This is a genomic window from Psychrobacter submarinus, from assembly GCF_904846685.1.
Lineage (GTDB): Bacteria > Pseudomonadota > Gammaproteobacteria > Pseudomonadales > Moraxellaceae > Psychrobacter > Psychrobacter submarinus.
The window spans coordinates 328,929-345,627 of sequence record NZ_CAJHBQ010000001.1; the positions used below are offsets into that span (position 1 = coordinate 328,929).

Genomic DNA, 16,699 nt, shown 5'->3' on the forward strand with positions numbered 1-16,699 from the left:
ACTAAGTTATTCAATCAAACGCTAGAACCTGAGCTTTTTTTGCACGTGCTGTACGCCAATAGAAGCGGTCAAACTGATAATAAAGTAAATTGCCCCTGCACCTAATATATAAGGGGTGAGTAACCCCATCAGCTCACCGCGCACGTAAGCGGCACGGAAAAAATCGGTCAAACCAATCGCAAAAACCAAAGTGGTATCTTGGAAGAGAATAATACACTGCTGCAAGATCAGCGGTAGCATCTTACGAAACGCTTGCGGCAAAATAACCAGACGCATGGTCTGCCCATAAGTCATGCCAAGCGCTTTTGCTGCATTGACTTGACCACTACCGATGGATTGAATACCAGCTCGCACGACCTCAGAAAAGTAAGCGGCCTCAAACATCATAAAAGCGACCACACAAGAGGCAAAAGCGGCATTGAGCTGCAAGTACTTACCTGCTACCCAAAAATAAATCATCGGTACGGCAAAATAAAACCACAATAGCACCAGTAGCAGTGGCACTGAGCGAAAGTAGTTTACGTACAGCTTAGCCGGTACCTCTAAGGCTTTGATACCCGACAAGCGCATCAAGGCCAGTACGGTTCCAAGGCTTATACCGCCAAGAATCGCTAAAAACAACACCTTTAAGGTGGTAATCATCCCGCCCATCAGGCCTGGATATGCAGTCGCAAGTTCGGTCATCATACTCATTTCTGACTCCCTGCAATAAGCCCTGGTACGCGAAGTTTACGCTCGATTAGACCCATAATCGCAATCAGCGACAGATTAAACACTAAATAGATAATCGTCGCATAAGTATAGATCTCAAGACTATTTTGGGTGTATTCGCTAATGGTCTTCGTCTGACTGATCAGCTCCATTACCCCAACGAGCGAGGCAACAGAGGCGTTTTTGAAGCAGTTGGTCAGCTCAGAGCTTAAAGGCGGCAAGATGATACGAAAAGCTTGCGGCAGTAGTACTTGCTTATAAGCCTGCGGTATCGTAAAGCCTAGCGCGTAAGCGGCGTTAATCTGGCCTTGCGGCAAGGACTCAATACCCGTGCGCACTTGCTCAACGATACGCGCCGCGGTAAATAGACCCAGACCAATACTCGCTGAGAGCATCGCTGAGGTATTAGGCGTGAGCTCCTTATACCACCACTCTTGTAGCGCCGGTGTCAGCCACCCTGGGGCAATATAGAACCAAAAGAACAATTGCACCAGTAGCGGAATATTACGAAAAAAGGTCACATAAGCGGTACCGATCGCCCGCGCAGGCTTGCTTGGCAAAGTACGCATAATACCGAAGATAGTACCAACGACCATCGCAATAGCCCAAGCGATACTACCGATTAGTAGCAGCCAGCCAAGGCCAGTAATCATCCAATGGATATACAGCTCGCTACCGACACCAGTCTGCTCAAAGAGCACACCCCAGTTCCAGCTATAATTCATGCTTGTCTCTCCAAGCAGTGGTTGATAGGCTTAACCCCTAAAAGCTTCAATAATGAAGCTTTTAGGAGTACCAGCTAAGTTGAGGAGTGAGGGTTACTGTGCCGCTGCCATTTTTGGCTGAGCGCCATCATGAGGATCGGCGATGAGTGCTTTTAGGTTATCTGACATCTCAAAGTTTAAGTTGACGTTTTTGGGCGGGATTGGGTTTAAGAACCACTTATCGTAAATACTATTGATCTCACCTGAGGCAAAGACATCCGTCAAAGCTTTATCGACTACGGCTTTGAACTCAGGATCGTCTTTACGCAGCATACAGCCATAAATCTCAAACGACTGCGGCTCGCCTACAATGACCCACTCATCTGGGTTTTTAGCTTTGGCTTTTTCGCCGGCTAGTAGTACATCATCCATCATAAAGGCATCAGCACGGCCGTTTTCTAGCATCAAGAATGCCTCGCCATGATCTTTGGCGGAGATGACATTAGTATCCATTTGCTTTTCATCGATGTACTGGCGAATATAGCGCTCTGAGGTCGTACCTGCGGTAGTAACTAATGTCTCACCGTCTAAGTCAGCAAAATCATTGATACCTGAGTCTGTCGCAGTCAACAAACGCGTTCCGATCTCAAAAAAGCCGTTTGAGAAGCCCACTTGTTTTTGGCGCTCTTCGTTGTTAGTCGTTGAGCCACACTCAAAGTCGACAGTGCCGTTTTGTACCAACGGGATACGCGTTTGCGAGGTAATCAAGTTATAACGAACATTCAAGTCCGGCATATTGAGCTCTTGCTTCACCGCATCCACAACTTTCATCTCTAAATCGTGCGCATAGCCCATAGGCTGATTTGGATCATCCGCGATGTATGAGAACGGAATAGAAGAGTCGCGATAGCCGACAACGATAGTGCCTGAGTCTTTGATTTTTTGAAGGGTGCCGTTGGTATTTGTAGAGGTTTCAGTAGTGGCAGCATCGTCAGTTGCAGCGTCATCGGTCGCAGTTTGACTGCTGTTATTACAGCCAGCAAGGCCTAGTGCCATAAACGCTGCTAATGTTAGAGGTTTGCTGAGTGCGTAAGCCATAGGGTACATCCTTTTATCACATATTATTAGTTAAAAAATGCTTAATTAGCTATTACTAACAGGCATCCGTGTAGTTACTTTTAGTTATCTTAATGCAACTTAATGTTACTGTACAACACTTTTATAATTATTATGCAACTTTTTAGCCTATTGTTGCTATTTTCTACAATAAATTCATCTTCGGGTATGCATAAACTGTGGCCACAAGTGCTCTTCTTATGATTGATAAATTCTGAATAACCCCCATAAAGCTAGCACCTTCTTAACTCAATAAGATAAAAATATATGACACAAGATACTTCAGCTATGCAAACAAATCAGTTGCAGCCCTCAGACAAAGCAAGCGGTAATGATGTGCGTCAGCGCTTCTTTATCGAAGACTCGCCGGTGCGCGGTGATGTGGTGCGCTTATCGCGTAGCTACGCTTCCACTATTGCCCAAAAGCCTTATCCTGAAGCCATCAAACGCTTGCTAGGCGAGATGCTCACGGCAGCAAGCTTACTGATAGGTACCGTCAAGATAGATGGTCGTTTATCTATCCAACTACAGTCCTCAGATCAAGATAGCTTACTGAACTGGGCGATGGCTGAGTGCGATCAAAACGGCATTATCCGGGCGCTTGCTAGCTGGAAAGCGGATAACGATGAGCAAATCGCTGCTTGGGAAGACATGACGCAGGCAAATGAGGCTTTTGCAGAGCTAGGCGCGATTGGTCAAGGCGTCTTATTTATTAATATTCAGCCGGATAATGGCGAGCCGTATCAAGGTATCGTCGAGCGTAGCCATGATAATCTAGCGGACTGCCTAGCCCATTACCAAAAGCAATCCGCTCAGATTCCCACCTTGATTAACTTGGCGTCAGACGGTTTGCAAGCCGGCGGCGTATTGGTGCAGATGTTACCGCGTACGGCAGCAGAGAATATCGAAGTGGAGCGTAATCAAGACGCTGGTATCGATGATGACTTATGGACGCGCTTGAGCATACTGACTAGCACCGTCAAAAGTGAAGAGCTGACCACACTTGCAGCCAGCGAGATTATCTACCGCTTATATAACGAAGAAAACGTCGTTGCGCCTGACCCTGTCAGCTTAGAGTTTGGCTGTACTTGCTCGCGTGAGAAGTGTGAGATGGCGATAGCACAAATCGGTGAAACCGAAGCGCTCGATATCATTGAAGAGCAAAACGGCACTTTTGAGATGGACTGCGGTTTTTGCGGTGAGGTCTATACCTTTGATAAAGACGATGTGACGGCTATTTTTGCACAATAAATTGGCTGGTTATTAGGTAAATTCAAAACCCTTTAGGCGCAAGTTTAAAGGGTTTTTTGGCTCTTAAATATATAGTTTTTTAAACGTCAGTCGTACAAAATTGGTGTAACCCTATTTTTATAACGCTTCAGCAATCACGCCTAAGCTGCGAGGATAAGAGTGGATACGGTCGCGAGCAGCATAATCGCTTTTGCCGTTATCAAGTAGCCAAGCCACGACTTGTTCGCGCACTCGTCTGCTATGGATGAGACCCATGTGGTTCACGCCATAAAAGATCGCTTTACGGCCTTCTGGTACAAACAGATTGTGCTCACCATCATCTTCGCCCAATGCTGAAGCTACTGACACTAGACTGTCCCCGAGCAGGTTAGTTACCTTTGAGTCGTAATGGGTTTCTATCAAGGCGCTCGCGACAAAATAGGTCTTAATACCGCTTGGCAGACGAGCAGGATGCCGGAAGTCTTGTGGCACGACACTTCGCCCCTCTAAAGACTGCCAATCGGCATCACGAATACTACCATGACGCAAATCAATGATACCGGCGCTACGCATATCCCCTAAGTGCGCAAGCGAGCTTGCGAAGGGGACTTTGGAGATAATATCTTGCACCAAAAACCCAATGCGCTCAAGGACAGCGCCGTGATGCGGCGAGCCTAAAGTAATCAAATTACCCACGCGCTTCATCCAATCTAGGCGATCTTGCTTAGCATAAAACAGCGCGCTACGAGCCACTAACCCGCCCATACTATGGCCGACCAAATCGATTTGACTGATATTAGGATTATTATCCACTAAGTCTTGTAGCAGTTTGGAGAGTGTGCGGCCATTGCGTGAGATACGTCGCCCAGTATTATAATCTAAGTAAAGCACTGTCGAGTCAGGCTGGCTGCGGCTGATGGCTTGCCCTAAGCTATTGTCCTCGTCTGGATGCCAGCTTAAGTAGCTTAAACATAGGCCATGGCACAAGATAATAATACGGCCCGATAGCTCTTCGCGTTGAGGCACGCCCTCTTGGTTGTATAGGGTCATAGGAATCGCAAGCGAGTTACCATTATTGACTAGATGATCACCCATCACCCCATTAAACACATTGACGAGTTTTTTTAGGCTAGCAGGAAGCGGCTGAGCGCTGGTTTGTCTTGCTACGTTTTTATATAGACGCAGTCCTGAGGAGAGATTATTGCCTAACATCAGCATCACATGGCGTACGAGTCCGTAAACGCGCCCTGTGACGCCGCCATGCCAGTTTTTTAGGTGGTTTTCGTTAAAGCGCCCTATCGGACGCAGCATAATCTCGCGATGCATAGACTCAACAATCTCTGTCATCTCCACCACACCCATCGTTGCCAGCTGAGCTAAACCCTCAAAAAAATCGCCTAGAGAGACTGAGTCTGTAGTGAGCGTATCTTCAGCGTCATCTGCTAATAACCTAGCCATCTCATCCATATCAAGCTGCGAGAGGTGTTCATATAAATCGCCATGAATAGCCATACTAGACTTTGCGACAGGATGCGCGCCCGGACGATAGACCATGTCGGCATCGTCTTTATTGCCACTTCCGTAGCTATCATGAGTAATATCGGGTAAGTCTGGACGATTCATAATATTGATAATTTACAAGAAAGAGAGCATTACATACTATCCTTAATAGCAGATAAAAAGAAGAGATGTATTTGTTTTATGGTTGTAACTAGGATGGATGTTATAGATAAGCCAATAAATCACTAAGATGTTTAATACTTTATAAGAATAAAAGTTACTTAACTTGGGTTTGCCATTGCTGTTTGCCTAAGACTAGCGTTAAGTTATCTTCTGCCCGCAAAATACCTACTCCGCTTGGCGTACCGGTCATAATGACATCACCTGCCTGTAAGCTAAAAGCGTGGCTAATATCGGCGAGTAGCTCATAGATAGGAAATAACATCAAGGCACTATCACCATTTTGCTTGAGCTCGCCATTGACGTAGAGCTGATACTGAATGTGCGTTAAGTCGCCGAAACTTTGCGGCTCGAGCCAGTCAGCAAGGACGCAAGCGCCATCGAAGCATTTAGCGCGCTCCCAAGGGTGACCTTTGGCTTTAAGCTGACTTTGTAAGTCTCTTAAGGTCAAATCTAATCCTAAAGTGATGCCGCCTATCGCTTGCTTCGCTTGCTCGGCAGTCGCTGCCGATAAACCACAGGCAAGCTGAATGCATAATTCCGCCTCATAATGAGTCTCACCATAAACCTTGGGATCTGGACGGATAATGTCATTGTGAATAGAGACGATAGCAGAGGCTGGTTTTATAAACAGTAGCGGTGTGCTTGGTACTGCATTACCGAGCTCATGCGCGTGAGCGGCGTAGTTACGACCGACGCAAACCACTTTGCCAATAGCAGCTTGTACCTTATTATCAAGTTTCTTATCGGTAACTCTCAGCGCTTGGCTCATCACTCATCTATCGCTCAATTATGGAATAGTATTGGTCATCACATCAGGCGGCACGTAGCTGGCATGACGGTTCATTCTTTTCTCAAACCGTCCAAAGCTAAATAATATAATCCACGATAATAATAGATAGACAATACCAGCGGCAAAGAACAGCTCCATCAAGGTATAAGTCCGCGCACTAATCGTACGAGCCACGCCGGTGATATCCATTAGCGCAATGGTTGAAGCCAGCGCGCTGCCTTTGAGCATAAAAATCACTTCATTACTATAAGCAGGAATGACAATACCAAAAGCGCGCGGCAATGTAATACGAGTGAGCTTTTGCCACGGTGACATGCCCACAGCATCTGCCGCTTCTAGCTCCCCTACCGGAATCGCCTGAATCGCACCGCGAATAATCTCTGCAAGATAAGCACTAGTATTGAGCGTAAAAGCGATAATCGCACACCAGTAAGCTTGACTGAGTACCGGCTCCCACAAGAATGACTCACGTACCGCCTCAAACTGACCTAAACCATAGTAGATTAAGAATATCTGTACTAGCAGCGGCGTACCGCGAAAAAAGAAAATATACAAAAACGGTAATATCTGTACCAGCCAGCTTTTAGACAGACGCAGTAACGCCAAAATCAAACCAAAGAACAGTCCAATGATTCCTGAGATCACAACGAGCTGTACAGTCAGTACCGCCCCGCCTAATAGATCCGGAAAGTACTCAAAAATGACCTGCCAATTCCAATCCATAACGTCTCTCCTCTACCCTAAAGTCGATGGCTGATGAGTGGATTGACGGCTGATTTTTTTGGCATAGCGCGCGGCTGGATTGGCGCGCCATTCTAGCCAAAGCATAAAGCCGGTGATAAGCATAGTAAGACCTAAATAGATGATAGCGGCTGCCATATAAAAGGTAAAAGGTTGCTGGGTGGATTGCGCCGCGCGTGAAGATTGATACATAATATCTTGGAGTCCAACGACCGAGACTAAAGCGGTGTCTTTGAGCAGTACTAAAAACAAGTTGCCAAGGCCTGGCAAGGCAATCTGCCAAACTTGCGGCAAAGTAATCCGATAAAAGGTCTGAAAAGGACGCATCCCTATCGCTTGCGCCGCTTCCTTCTGTCCGGCAGGAATCTCTTGAATAGACATCCGAAAGATCTCAGTGGCATAAGCACCAAAAGCAATAGATAAGGCCATCACCCCGCCCCAAAAAGCGCTGATCTCTACATACTCATTGTAGCCGAACTGTTTGAGAATGCTCATCAGCAAAATAGAGCCACCATAATAGATAAATAGCACTAATAATAGCTCAGGGATACCGCGCATCGTTGCGGTATAGACAGTGGCAAGCTTACGCAGTAGCCAAACGTTCGACAGCTTAGCCGTTGCCCCAAGCAGTCCTAATAGCATACCTATTATCAGGCTAGTTATGGCAAGCTTAATGGTGACGGTCGCGCCGCTTAATAGCAGGGCGCCAAATCCTTGTAAATCAAACACAGTTATTCACTCAGTCTCTATATGTTGGTCGCGTCACTGGCGTTTTTGCTAAGCCACAAATAACGCTCGAAATGTCAGCTTACTGTCCTGACGCCAGCGAAAATAAAGCGATAGTTATGGTCTGTAGCAACGAGAAGCGGTTTTGGAATATATAATAAATGACTATCAGTTGACTCAAAGATTCATGCACTGATTACTCAGATAGAAATACGCGCTGATTTTATCATAACTGAGACGCTCGATGTTAACGCTGATAGCAAATACCCAGTCAAAATAGACAGTTAGTGGCAATAAAAAAGGATACCACGAAGCTGTGATATCCTTTTGAGTGCTTACCAGCCTAACTTTCATAAACTCAAGCGACAGCTTTTGACTACTCTACCTCAGCGGCTACTGGCGTGGCAGTGCTGCTAGAGTCACTATCTGTGGTTACTGAGAAGTATTTGTTATGGATAGCATCATAGCTGCCATCTGCTTTAATATTAGCTAATGACTCATTGATTTGAGCTTGCAGCGGATCCCCTGGGCGTACCGCAATAGCAAAATTATCATCGATATCGATCTCATCACCTTTTAGCGTATATTGGCTGCCTGAGGCGGAGCTCAGCCATTCGATAGCTGGCAGCTTATCAGATATCATCGCCTCAACACGCCCTGAGCCTAAGTCTAAAAAGGCATTACTCAAAGTATCGTACAGCTGCATATTGGCTTTTGGATAAGCCTGCTCTAGCCACTGCGATGAAATCGTCGAGCGCTGAGCAGCGATGCTTTTTGAGTTGATATCATCAGGATTACTCGGGTCAAAATCGCTGCCTTCTTCTGCCAAAAACACTAAGGTATTACTAAAATAGGGATCAGTAAAGCTGACCTGCTCAGCGCGCTCTGGGGTAATCGACATCGCAGCGACAATGGCATCGTATTTGCCCGCTTTGAGACCGGGGATAATCCCATCCCAATCCTGCGCGATAATCTCACAACTGACTTGCATATCATCACATAGAGCATTGGCAATCTCGATATCAAAACCGCCAAGCGAGCCATCAGCGTTGGTATAGTTAAAAGGAGCATAAGCGCCTTCAGTACCGATACGTAAAACCTCGCCAGTGGCTTCAGTGGCAGCCGTATCGGCAGTTTCTGTACTCGCAGTATTGGCCTCTTGACCATTGCTACAGCCTACCAGCATTCCTAAGGCTACTGCTGCAAACAAAGGGTTTTGTAGCGCCTGTCTTGCGCCAAAAATACTAGGGTAATTTATCGTCATCCTTGATTCCTTTTTATGAGTAAGTCGATACAAGCGCTATAAACAATAACGGCGCCCTACGCTATGAGAAGCATAAAGCGCCACTATGTAGGGCTCAGCATAAAACTATAGCCATATAAAACAACAGTGCTTGTTACTTTATTTATTGACAGCTAATTACTGATAGTTAGTTACTGATATTTAGTTACTGACAGTCTCTGTCTGCTCTTCGGCTGCGATAGTTGCATTCGCATCGACATTATCACCTTCAATCACTATCACTTCTTCAACGCTATCCGCTGCCGCCGCTTTATTTGCCGCTGCAGTAGAGCTGGTGCCAAAGTAGCTGCCAGTGATCTGATCGTAAGTGCCATCAGCTTTTAGCTCAGCCAATGCAGTGTTAAATTTACCCACTAGCGGATCGCCTTTACGAAAAGCAATACCCATCGCATCTTCGTCAGTGCTGATCTCTTCGCCTTTGACTTCATAGTCTTTACCGGCTTCAGTTTTTAGCCAGTCGATACCAGTGACTTTGTCAGACATCATAGCGCGTACGCGACCTGAAGTTAGATCTAGATAAGCGTTGTCTTGGGTATCATAAAGCTTGATATCAAACTCTGGATGCTCGTCTTGCAGGTACTGCGAAGATACCGTTGAGCGCTGTGAAGCAACTGGTTGGCCCTCAAGATCAGCAACTGTAATATCGTCGCCTTTTTTACCGATAAGAATAATACCAGTATGAAAGTAAGGGTTGCAAACAGTTAAATAAAATATATACAAAACTACCTATTTATTACTATAATAGATGCAGATTATATCTATAATATAGAGAGCAAGTTATGGGGAAACTGGGTTAGTATTGGGGAGGCTGCCAAACATTTCGGGGTTGCTTCAATCCACATTAAGACGTTGGGATGAGGAGATGGTATGTTAGTCGCCAAGCGAACCGAAAACGTTGTATGATATGATTTTAAGTGAAATCAGACCCCATTCCTGAATACACCACCCAAATTAGACCGAAAAACCATTGCTTATGCTCGTGTGTCGAGTCGTGATCAAAAAGACGACTTACTTCGCCAGTCTCAAGTTTTGGAATCCTATTGTGCCAGTGGCTGGACTTTGAGACGATTACCGATCTCAGGTGTGGAATGAATTATGTTATGCTTAAAAACCTGCTTGATGACATACTGGGCACAAAGTTGAACGGCTGGTAATTACCCATAAAGACAGGCTTTTACGATTTGCAGAACTGGTTTTCATGTTGTGTGAGGCTCGCACGTTGAAGTGGTAATAATCAATCAAGGTGAAAGAGTTGAGTTTTGAGCAGATGACTAGCCCAAGATGTTGGTGATTATCACCGTATTTTCAGCGAGGCTACGGCTCTCGCAGCAAGAAAAACCAACAATTAATAGAGGCGGTTAAAAGCATTATGATCCGTGGACACATTATCGAACTCAAGCCAAACAACGTACAGGCAAATCACCTTGCTCGTGCTTGTGGCGCGGCGAGAAAGCCTACAACTGGCTTTGCATGAGTGGCAGTGGCAGTATGCGCTTGACAAAGCGTACCGTGAGTGTGTTTGGCCGCAGGCGTTGAGGTTGATACTAAAATCTAAACAAGCCCCTCACAGGCGAAGTCAGACGCGAATTGAACGCCATTAAGCGTGAATTATTCCCCATATGCTGGCGACCAAATGCGCTCCGCAGGCGGAATCATGCAGCTGGGTGATGCTTATAACAACTTAAAGGCTTAGCGAAATACCCAACTGCTCGTAAAAGGCCGTGACGATAGATTCAGTTTATCCAACGACCAATTTGCCATTAAATGGTAAATCCATTCGTATCCCAAACTTGGGCTGTCTTTAAAAGAAGCTTTACGTTTTGACGGCAAGATCATGTCAGCCACCATCTCTAAACGTGGCGGTAAGTGGGTTTGTTAGTGTGGCTGTTGAAATACAAAAAGCTGTAATTCCTACTAAAAAGACAGGTAAAAGCGTTATGTTGATCTTGGTATTACTGACTTACTGGTTTTATCAGACGGCACTAAATTAAAGCGCCAAAACCACTTCAAGCAAACCTTAAAAACTAAGAACGCTAAACAAAGCGCTCAGTCGCACTAAAAAGGCAGTAAAAACAGAAAAGCGAAAAACCAAGCTCTCTCGTTTGCACTATAAGATCAGGTGTATTAGGTAAGATTCTTCTCCATCAAATCACAATAAGTCTGGTTAATGAGTTCGATGATTATGATTGAGGATTTGAATGTCAAAGGTATGGTTAAGAACAGGCGGTATAATAAGAGCTATCAGTGACTTGGGTTTCTTTGAGTTTAAGCGACAGCCATTCTACAAAGCCACTGAGCAAGGCAAGGTTGTGAAATCAGTCGGACCCTTCTACCCAAGCTCAAAACCTGTTCAAACTGCAATCATATCCTCAAAGATGAGCTACATTGAAGGCAGAGTAGAGCAGCCTAACTGTCAGGTTTCTCATGACCGTGACCTCAACGCCAGCATCAATATTTTAAATAACGCGACTGTTATTTTAACAGCTGCATAATCCTGTTTATTGGACGGTGAGTTCCATCGCCAATTAAAAAAGTCTGTGGAGTCGTGGTCAGTCTAAATCTCAAATGAGAAATAGCGCGTGACAATGAAGCAGAAAGAAAACGTCAAACCTATCTAATAGTCAATATTGGCTAGGTTTGAGTAAGATTTTTGGAACGGTCGCTAAATTCAACAACTTCTTGACGCTCTGGCGTAATCGACATGCCCGCGATAATCGCATCAAACTTTTGCGCATTTAAGCCGGGAATCAAACCATCCCAGTCTTGAGATATCAGCTCACACTCCGCGTTCATCTGCGCGCATAACGCATCGACCAGCTCAACTTCATAACCGATCAGCTTGCCATCGGCATCAGTATAGCTAAAAGGCTTATAGCTCGACTCAGTCGCGATTTTGATGTTCATTGGCGTCTCAGTCGCTGCGCCGTCGTCTGCAACTTGGCTCTCTTCTGGCGCTGAGCCATTACTACAAGCAGCAAGCATGAGCATAGCGGCGCTGAGCGGTGCTAACCAAAGCGCTTTGGTGGGCAAGATTGACTTGTTTTGAGAATATTTAGATAAGCTCATTATGTTTTCCTCAGTTATCGAGCAGCAGACTATTGGTTGAAGTTTGCTTGTTCTAGACGAGCCAACTCACCGTTACTACGGATCTCGCTCAAAGCTTTATTAAAATCATCTCTCAAAGGATCCCCTTTACGAACCGCGATAGCGATGTTGTCATCGTTATCAATCTCATCACCCACGATACCAAAACCTTCTGGATTGTCTTTTAACCAAGCTTTGGCTGAAACTTTTTCGGCCAATACCGCATCGCTGCGACCAGATTTTAGATCTAAATAAGCATTGTCATAGTTATCATAAAGCTGTACCGTGTTGCCGTCTTTACCTTCATAGTTATCTTGCAGATAGACGCCAGGCGTGGTTGAGCGCTGACCACCTAAATTTAGGTTACTAATAGCGTTAGGATCAAAACTACCATCGGTCTCAGTCAGCCAAACCATAGTATTAGCGAAGTACGGCTCAGTGAAGTCTACTTTTTCTTGGCGCTCTGGAGTGATAGACATACCTGCGACAACGGCGTCATACTTTTGCGCGAGCAAACCTGGAATAATGCCATCCCAATCTTGCGCGACGATCTCACAATCTGCCTGCATCTGCTCACATAAAGCGTTGGCGACATCGACATCAAATCCTGCAATACTGCCATCAGCATTGGTATAGTTAAAAGGAGGATAAGCGCCTTCAGTTGCGATACGAATGGTTTTACCCGCGACATCGGCAGCAGGTGCCTCAGCATTTGTCTCTACCGTATCATCGCTTGGCTGGCTACAGGCGCTCAATGCTAGCGCTGCGGTGATAGTCATTGATGACCATAATAGACGAGAATTCGACATCATATATTCCTTATTTTAATTTAATATCCCTATCTAATCATTGACCAAACAGTCGTAATAACGATAGATATTAGCAGCTTATAAACCCATCGATAATACCTGACAACAATATCAAAAACAAACGTTTTAGGTATTGACTGTCATTATTGGGTAATAAACGGTGCTGCTGTTATTGGAAATAAGTAAGAAGACACCGCCGTAAAAACGTATGACGCAATGCCTTTCTTTATAGCACATACGCTATAAAGAGAGGACATTGATAACACTAGGCCAGTTTTAAAATAGCTCAATTGATGCAGACAGACTTATCAGCCGACAGGTCAGCTCATAAGTCCGAAATAGTGATTAGTTCTGGCGATGAGAAGCCATAAAGTCTCTGACGCGCTCTGAGTTTGGGTTGTCAAACACTTGCTCAGGCGTGCCCATCTCCTCGATGACACCTTGATGTAAGAATACCACTTGGCTTGATACATCACGAGCAAAGCGCATCTCGTGGGTGACAATCAGCATCGTACGACCCTCTTCTGCCAAGTCTTGCATGACGGCGAGTACTTCGTTAACTAGCTCAGGATCGAGCGCGGAAGTTGGCTCATCGAACAAAAGCACTCTTGGCTGCATAGCCAAAGCGCGCGCGATAGCGACACGCTGACGTTGACCGCCAGAGAGATTGGCAGGATAAGCGTCTTTTTTATCGGATAAGCCTACTTTTTTTAGGAGCTGTTCGGCTTCACTGATGGCTTGATCTTTTTTGATTTTTAGAACCTGAGTCGGTCCTTCGATGATATTTTGCAGTATCGTTTTATGCGGCCATAGATTGAAGTTTTGGAAAACAAAACCAACACGCGCCCGCAGATTTTCAAGCTGTCTATGATCTGCCGCTTGCATCTCGCCGGATTTACTGGCTTTTAGCATCAGCTCATCATCACCGATACTGATACGCCCCTTAGTTGGTTTTTCTAACAAGTTAATACAACGTAATAACGTCGACTTCCCTGAGCCTGATGAGCCCAAAATCGAGATCACATCGCCATCATAGGCGGTGAGTGATACCCCTTTTAGCACTTCTAAAGAGCCGTAGCTTTTGTGTAGGTCTTGTATATCTAGAGCGATAGGGCGAGTCGAGTCTTTGGCAATATCAAGCATGGTTCAACAGTTTTCCGATTATTATGAATAAGGCGATACTTATAGGCTTAAGCAGCTTTTGGCAGCTTACTGAAATAAAAAGCAGCGTATTGTCGCTTATCATACAGCAAAAAGGCAAATACTCTCTATTCCTAGCCCTTACGCCATAAATAAAGCCCAAATCACTGCCGTAATTTGAGCTATATTTTAACACTTTAGGCCGCTTAGCGCTGTATTATCTGTCACGCTAATAACGCGGCGATATCCCTAACCGTCAATAAGCTATTAATAAGTTGAGATATGCTCCTCAGACTCAGAACCATCGAGGACATCAGCGTCGTCCACCGTCGCTACAGCCACGTCATCATCGGCGCTCGCTACTGCGACATCATCACCGACCATAGGATCATCCGAGATATCTGCACTGTTGACGCCTTCAGTCACTTGTGCGACATCATCAACGCCAGTCGCTTCTTGCTCTACTTGCGTTTGTGCATCGTCTACTGTCTGCATAGCGTCGGGCTCTTCAAGAGACTTCTCTTGTTCCGCGCAAGCGCCAAGCGTTACTGCCAAAGCGGCCACTGCGGCTAACCCTAGTTTATAAGTCGTGTTTTTCATAATACCCTCTCTAATTGGTTTTAAATTGCGAATTGATTTTGACGCACTAATTGCTTTTAGACAGTGTTTTCCACATCACTTTGCTTAACACGTCTAGTATCTTATCTATCATTATAATCAGATCTATAAATGACTACTTTAGTAGTTGCAGCGCAGTTGTGTTAAAGACTCGTAAGACAAAGATATCCATACTCCTGAATCAACACAAAAACACTTAAAACAAAATTGTAAATAGGCGCTGTTCACAAATTCAACTTTACTCTAATCCCAATCTACTCTATGTTAAATGGCATAACAGTTAAATAACACAATGCTTTACCTTAAGTGAGAGCTGTCGTTAATACGCTTGTCAAAGCTCCAGGTTTAGCCACTATTAACAATGATATCTTTTACCACCTTTTAGTTAGACTTTGCCTGTTTAGGCTTTTTTGCTCGTCTACAACATTTATTGAAAATAACCCTTCATCCGTAATCAAAAGGAAAATAATTTATGAGTCAAGCGAATACCTCAGATATAAAATCTTATATGCAAACAGTCGGTAAGCAAGCGCGCGCCGCCTCTCGCGCTCTTGCCGCGGCCAATACTGGCGATAAAAACTCAGCACTTATGAGCATTCATGATGAGCTAGTCAACGCCAAAGCCGATATTTTAGCAGCGAACAAAATAGACATGGATAAAGGCCATAGCAATGACTTAGAAGCCGCGCTACTCGATCGCCTAGAGCTAAACGATGCTAGATTCGATGGTATGCTACAAGGTCTCAAAGACGTCGCAGCCTTGCCTGATCCAATCGGTGAAGTCACTGATATGACCTTTCGCCCCTCTGGTATTCATCTGGGCAAAATGCGTGTGCCGCTAGGCGTGGTCGGTATGATTTATGAGTCGCGTCCTAACGTGACTTTAGAAGCCGCCTCACTAGCACTAAAGTCGGGCAACGCTATTATCTTGCGCGGCGGCTCCGAAGCTTTTGAGTCCAATCAAGCTATTGCTAAATGCATCCACAAAGGCTTGAGTGCGGCCGGTCTCTCCGAGCATAGCGTACAAGTACTTGAAACCACTGACCGCGCGGCTGTCGGTGAGCTGATCACCATGACCGATTACGTGGATGTCATCGTGCCACGCGGCGGTAAAGGCCTGATCTCTCGCATCAGCGAAGACGCTAAAGTGCCCGTCATCAAGCATTTAGACGGTAACTGTCATACTTATATCGATAGTGATGCCAAGCCTGAGACGGCAATCGAGGTCAGCGTCAATGCCAAGACGCATCGCTATGGCACTTGTAATACTATGGAGACGCTCTTGGTCGATAAAGCCGTCGCCGATGAGATGCTACCGAAAATTGCTGAAGCTATCGTTAAAGCCGATGACGCAATGCAGCTGCGCCTCGATGAGCAAGCACAAAGCATATTAAAAGACAATGCTAAGCTTGATGGTCATCTATCAGCTGCGACTGATGAAGATTGGGATACCGAATATCTTGCGCCTATCTTAGCGGTGAAAGTCATCGACGGACTTGACGCGGCGATTGAGCACATCAACACGCACGGCAGCCATCATACTGACGTCATCATCACAGATAACTACAGTAAGTCGCAGCGCTTTATCCGCGAAGTCGACTCCGCAAGCGTAATGATTAACGCCTCAAGCCGCTTTGCTGATGGCTTTGAGTATGGTCTTGGCGCTGAGATTGGCATCTCAACCGATAAGATTCACGCTCGTGGCCCAGTCGGGTTAGAAGGTCTAACCTCACAAAAATGGATCGTCTATGGTCATGGCGAGACTCGCGCTTAATGGTTATTGACTAAGATTATCTATTTAGGGTTTATCAAAACGTCAGCATCCGTGTTGGCGTTTTTTTCTGTTAAACACTAGGGCGTGTTGAACATTCACAAGAAGGCACTGCTGATAGCTAAAATCGTTCTAGTCTAAGGGAAAATTGCAGGTAATGCAGATGCCTTAGCTAAATTTTTACAACGACTAGGGCGATTTTAGCATCAGCCCTCACTCTAACAACAGGGACAGGACTCTTTTTTGCCGCTTTATTGATAAAAACTGACGTAT

17 protein-coding genes and 1 pseudogene are annotated in these 16,699 nt (G+C 45.3%); 5 read left to right on the forward strand and 13 right to left on the reverse strand.

Features of this window, described 5'->3' with window-relative positions; translation table 11 throughout:
• Positions 1–21: 21 nt before the first annotated feature.
• The 3 genes from JMY03_RS01530 to JMY03_RS01540 form a co-directional block, all read right to left on the reverse strand.
• Positions 22–693 (reverse strand): ABC transporter permease subunit, encoded by a 672-nt coding sequence (locus JMY03_RS01530; RefSeq protein ID WP_201600382.1) that lies wholly within the window; start codon positions 691–693, stop codon positions 22–24.
• Positions 690–1,436, reverse strand: a complete 747-nt coding sequence (locus JMY03_RS01535) for an amino acid ABC transporter permease (protein ID WP_201559335.1) — start codon at positions 1,434–1,436, stop codon at positions 690–692. Before JMY03_RS01535 ends, JMY03_RS01530 begins: the two co-directional genes overlap by 4 nt.
• 93 nt (positions 1,437–1,529) lie before the next feature.
• Positions 1,530–2,513, reverse strand: a complete 984-nt coding sequence (locus JMY03_RS01540) for a glutamate/aspartate ABC transporter substrate-binding protein (RefSeq protein WP_201600385.1) — start codon at positions 2,511–2,513, stop codon at positions 1,530–1,532.
• Between the two features lie 285 nt (positions 2,514–2,798).
• Between JMY03_RS01540 and hslO the strand changes: the two genes are divergently transcribed.
• Positions 2,799–3,782 carry an Hsp33 family molecular chaperone HslO gene (hslO, locus tag JMY03_RS01545; RefSeq protein WP_390879703.1) on the forward strand — a complete coding sequence of 328 codons (984 nt, stop codon included), beginning with the start codon at positions 2,799–2,801 and terminating at the stop codon, positions 3,780–3,782.
• A 117-nt stretch (positions 3,783–3,899) separates the two neighbouring features.
• Here hslO and JMY03_RS01550 read toward each other — a convergent pair whose 3' ends face one another.
• From JMY03_RS01550 to JMY03_RS01575, 6 genes are all read right to left on the reverse strand, one after another.
• Positions 3,900–5,384 carry a GPI inositol-deacylase gene (locus tag JMY03_RS01550; protein WP_227675443.1) on the reverse strand — a complete coding sequence of 495 codons (1,485 nt, stop codon included), beginning with the start codon at positions 5,382–5,384 and terminating at the stop codon, positions 3,900–3,902.
• Between the two features lie 154 nt (positions 5,385–5,538).
• Positions 5,539–6,213, reverse strand: coding sequence for a fumarylacetoacetate hydrolase family protein (locus JMY03_RS01555; protein WP_201600387.1), 675 nt, complete (start codon positions 6,211–6,213; stop codon positions 5,539–5,541).
• 18 nt (positions 6,214–6,231) lie between these two features.
• On the reverse strand, positions 6,232–6,957 hold the full coding sequence (locus JMY03_RS01560) for an ABC transporter permease (RefSeq protein WP_025646468.1): 726 nt from the start codon (positions 6,955–6,957) through the stop codon (positions 6,232–6,234).
• 12 nt (positions 6,958–6,969) lie between these two features.
• Positions 6,970–7,704 carry an ABC transporter permease gene (locus tag JMY03_RS01565; protein WP_201600389.1) on the reverse strand — a complete coding sequence of 245 codons (735 nt, stop codon included), beginning with the start codon at positions 7,702–7,704 and terminating at the stop codon, positions 6,970–6,972.
• A 373-nt stretch (positions 7,705–8,077) separates the two neighbouring features.
• The gene (locus tag JMY03_RS01570; RefSeq protein WP_227675444.1) at positions 8,078–8,965 is read right to left on the reverse strand and encodes an ABC transporter substrate-binding protein; all 888 of its coding nucleotides are present in this window, start codon (positions 8,963–8,965) and stop codon (positions 8,078–8,080) included.
• A gap of 180 nt (positions 8,966–9,145) precedes the next feature.
• Complete coding sequence (locus JMY03_RS01575; RefSeq protein ID WP_227675445.1) at positions 9,146–9,724, reverse strand: transporter substrate-binding domain-containing protein; 579 nt, start codon at positions 9,722–9,724, stop codon at positions 9,146–9,148.
• A 240-nt stretch (positions 9,725–9,964) separates the two neighbouring features.
• Between JMY03_RS01575 and JMY03_RS01580 the strand changes: the two are divergent.
• The 3 genes and pseudogenes from JMY03_RS01580 to JMY03_RS13030 form a co-directional block, all read left to right on the forward strand.
• A pseudogene (locus JMY03_RS01580) lies at positions 9,965–10,376 on the forward strand (IS607 family transposase); the annotation flags it as partial.
• Entirely contained in the window at positions 10,374–10,478 is a 105-nt protein-coding gene (locus tag JMY03_RS13245) for a helix-turn-helix domain-containing protein (RefSeq protein ID WP_265089608.1), read from the forward strand. The pseudogene JMY03_RS01580 and the gene JMY03_RS13245, both read left to right, overlap by 3 nt.
• Before the next feature lie 724 nt (positions 10,479–11,202).
• Positions 11,203–11,496: a zinc ribbon domain-containing protein gene (locus tag JMY03_RS13030; RefSeq protein ID WP_227675446.1), complete on the forward strand. Its 294-nt coding sequence runs from the start codon at positions 11,203–11,205 to the stop codon at positions 11,494–11,496.
• Positions 11,497–11,635: 139 nt separating this feature from the next.
• Here the strand turns inward: JMY03_RS13030 and JMY03_RS01590 are convergent, their stop codons facing one another.
• From JMY03_RS01590 to JMY03_RS01605, 4 genes are all read right to left on the reverse strand, one after another.
• The gene (locus JMY03_RS01590; RefSeq protein ID WP_390879706.1) at positions 11,636–12,070 is read right to left on the reverse strand and encodes a transporter substrate-binding domain-containing protein; all 435 of its coding nucleotides are present in this window, start codon (positions 12,068–12,070) and stop codon (positions 11,636–11,638) included.
• Positions 12,071–12,099: 29 nt separating this feature from the next.
• Positions 12,100–12,897: a transporter substrate-binding domain-containing protein gene (locus tag JMY03_RS01595; RefSeq protein WP_037059452.1), complete on the reverse strand. Its 798-nt coding sequence runs from the start codon at positions 12,895–12,897 to the stop codon at positions 12,100–12,102.
• A gap of 345 nt (positions 12,898–13,242) precedes the next feature.
• Positions 13,243–14,040 carry an ABC transporter ATP-binding protein gene (locus JMY03_RS01600; protein ID WP_201559694.1) on the reverse strand — a complete coding sequence of 266 codons (798 nt, stop codon included), beginning with the start codon at positions 14,038–14,040 and terminating at the stop codon, positions 13,243–13,245.
• Between the two features lie 264 nt (positions 14,041–14,304).
• Entirely contained in the window at positions 14,305–14,637 is a 333-nt protein-coding gene (locus JMY03_RS01605; RefSeq protein ID WP_201600391.1) for a hypothetical protein, read from the reverse strand.
• Between the two features lie 490 nt (positions 14,638–15,127).
• On the opposite strand from JMY03_RS01605, the gene JMY03_RS01610 reads away from it, so the two are divergent.
• Positions 15,128–16,429 carry a glutamate-5-semialdehyde dehydrogenase gene (locus JMY03_RS01610; RefSeq protein WP_201600393.1) on the forward strand — a complete coding sequence of 434 codons (1,302 nt, stop codon included), beginning with the start codon at positions 15,128–15,130 and terminating at the stop codon, positions 16,427–16,429.
• Positions 16,430–16,699: the final 270 nt, after the last annotated feature.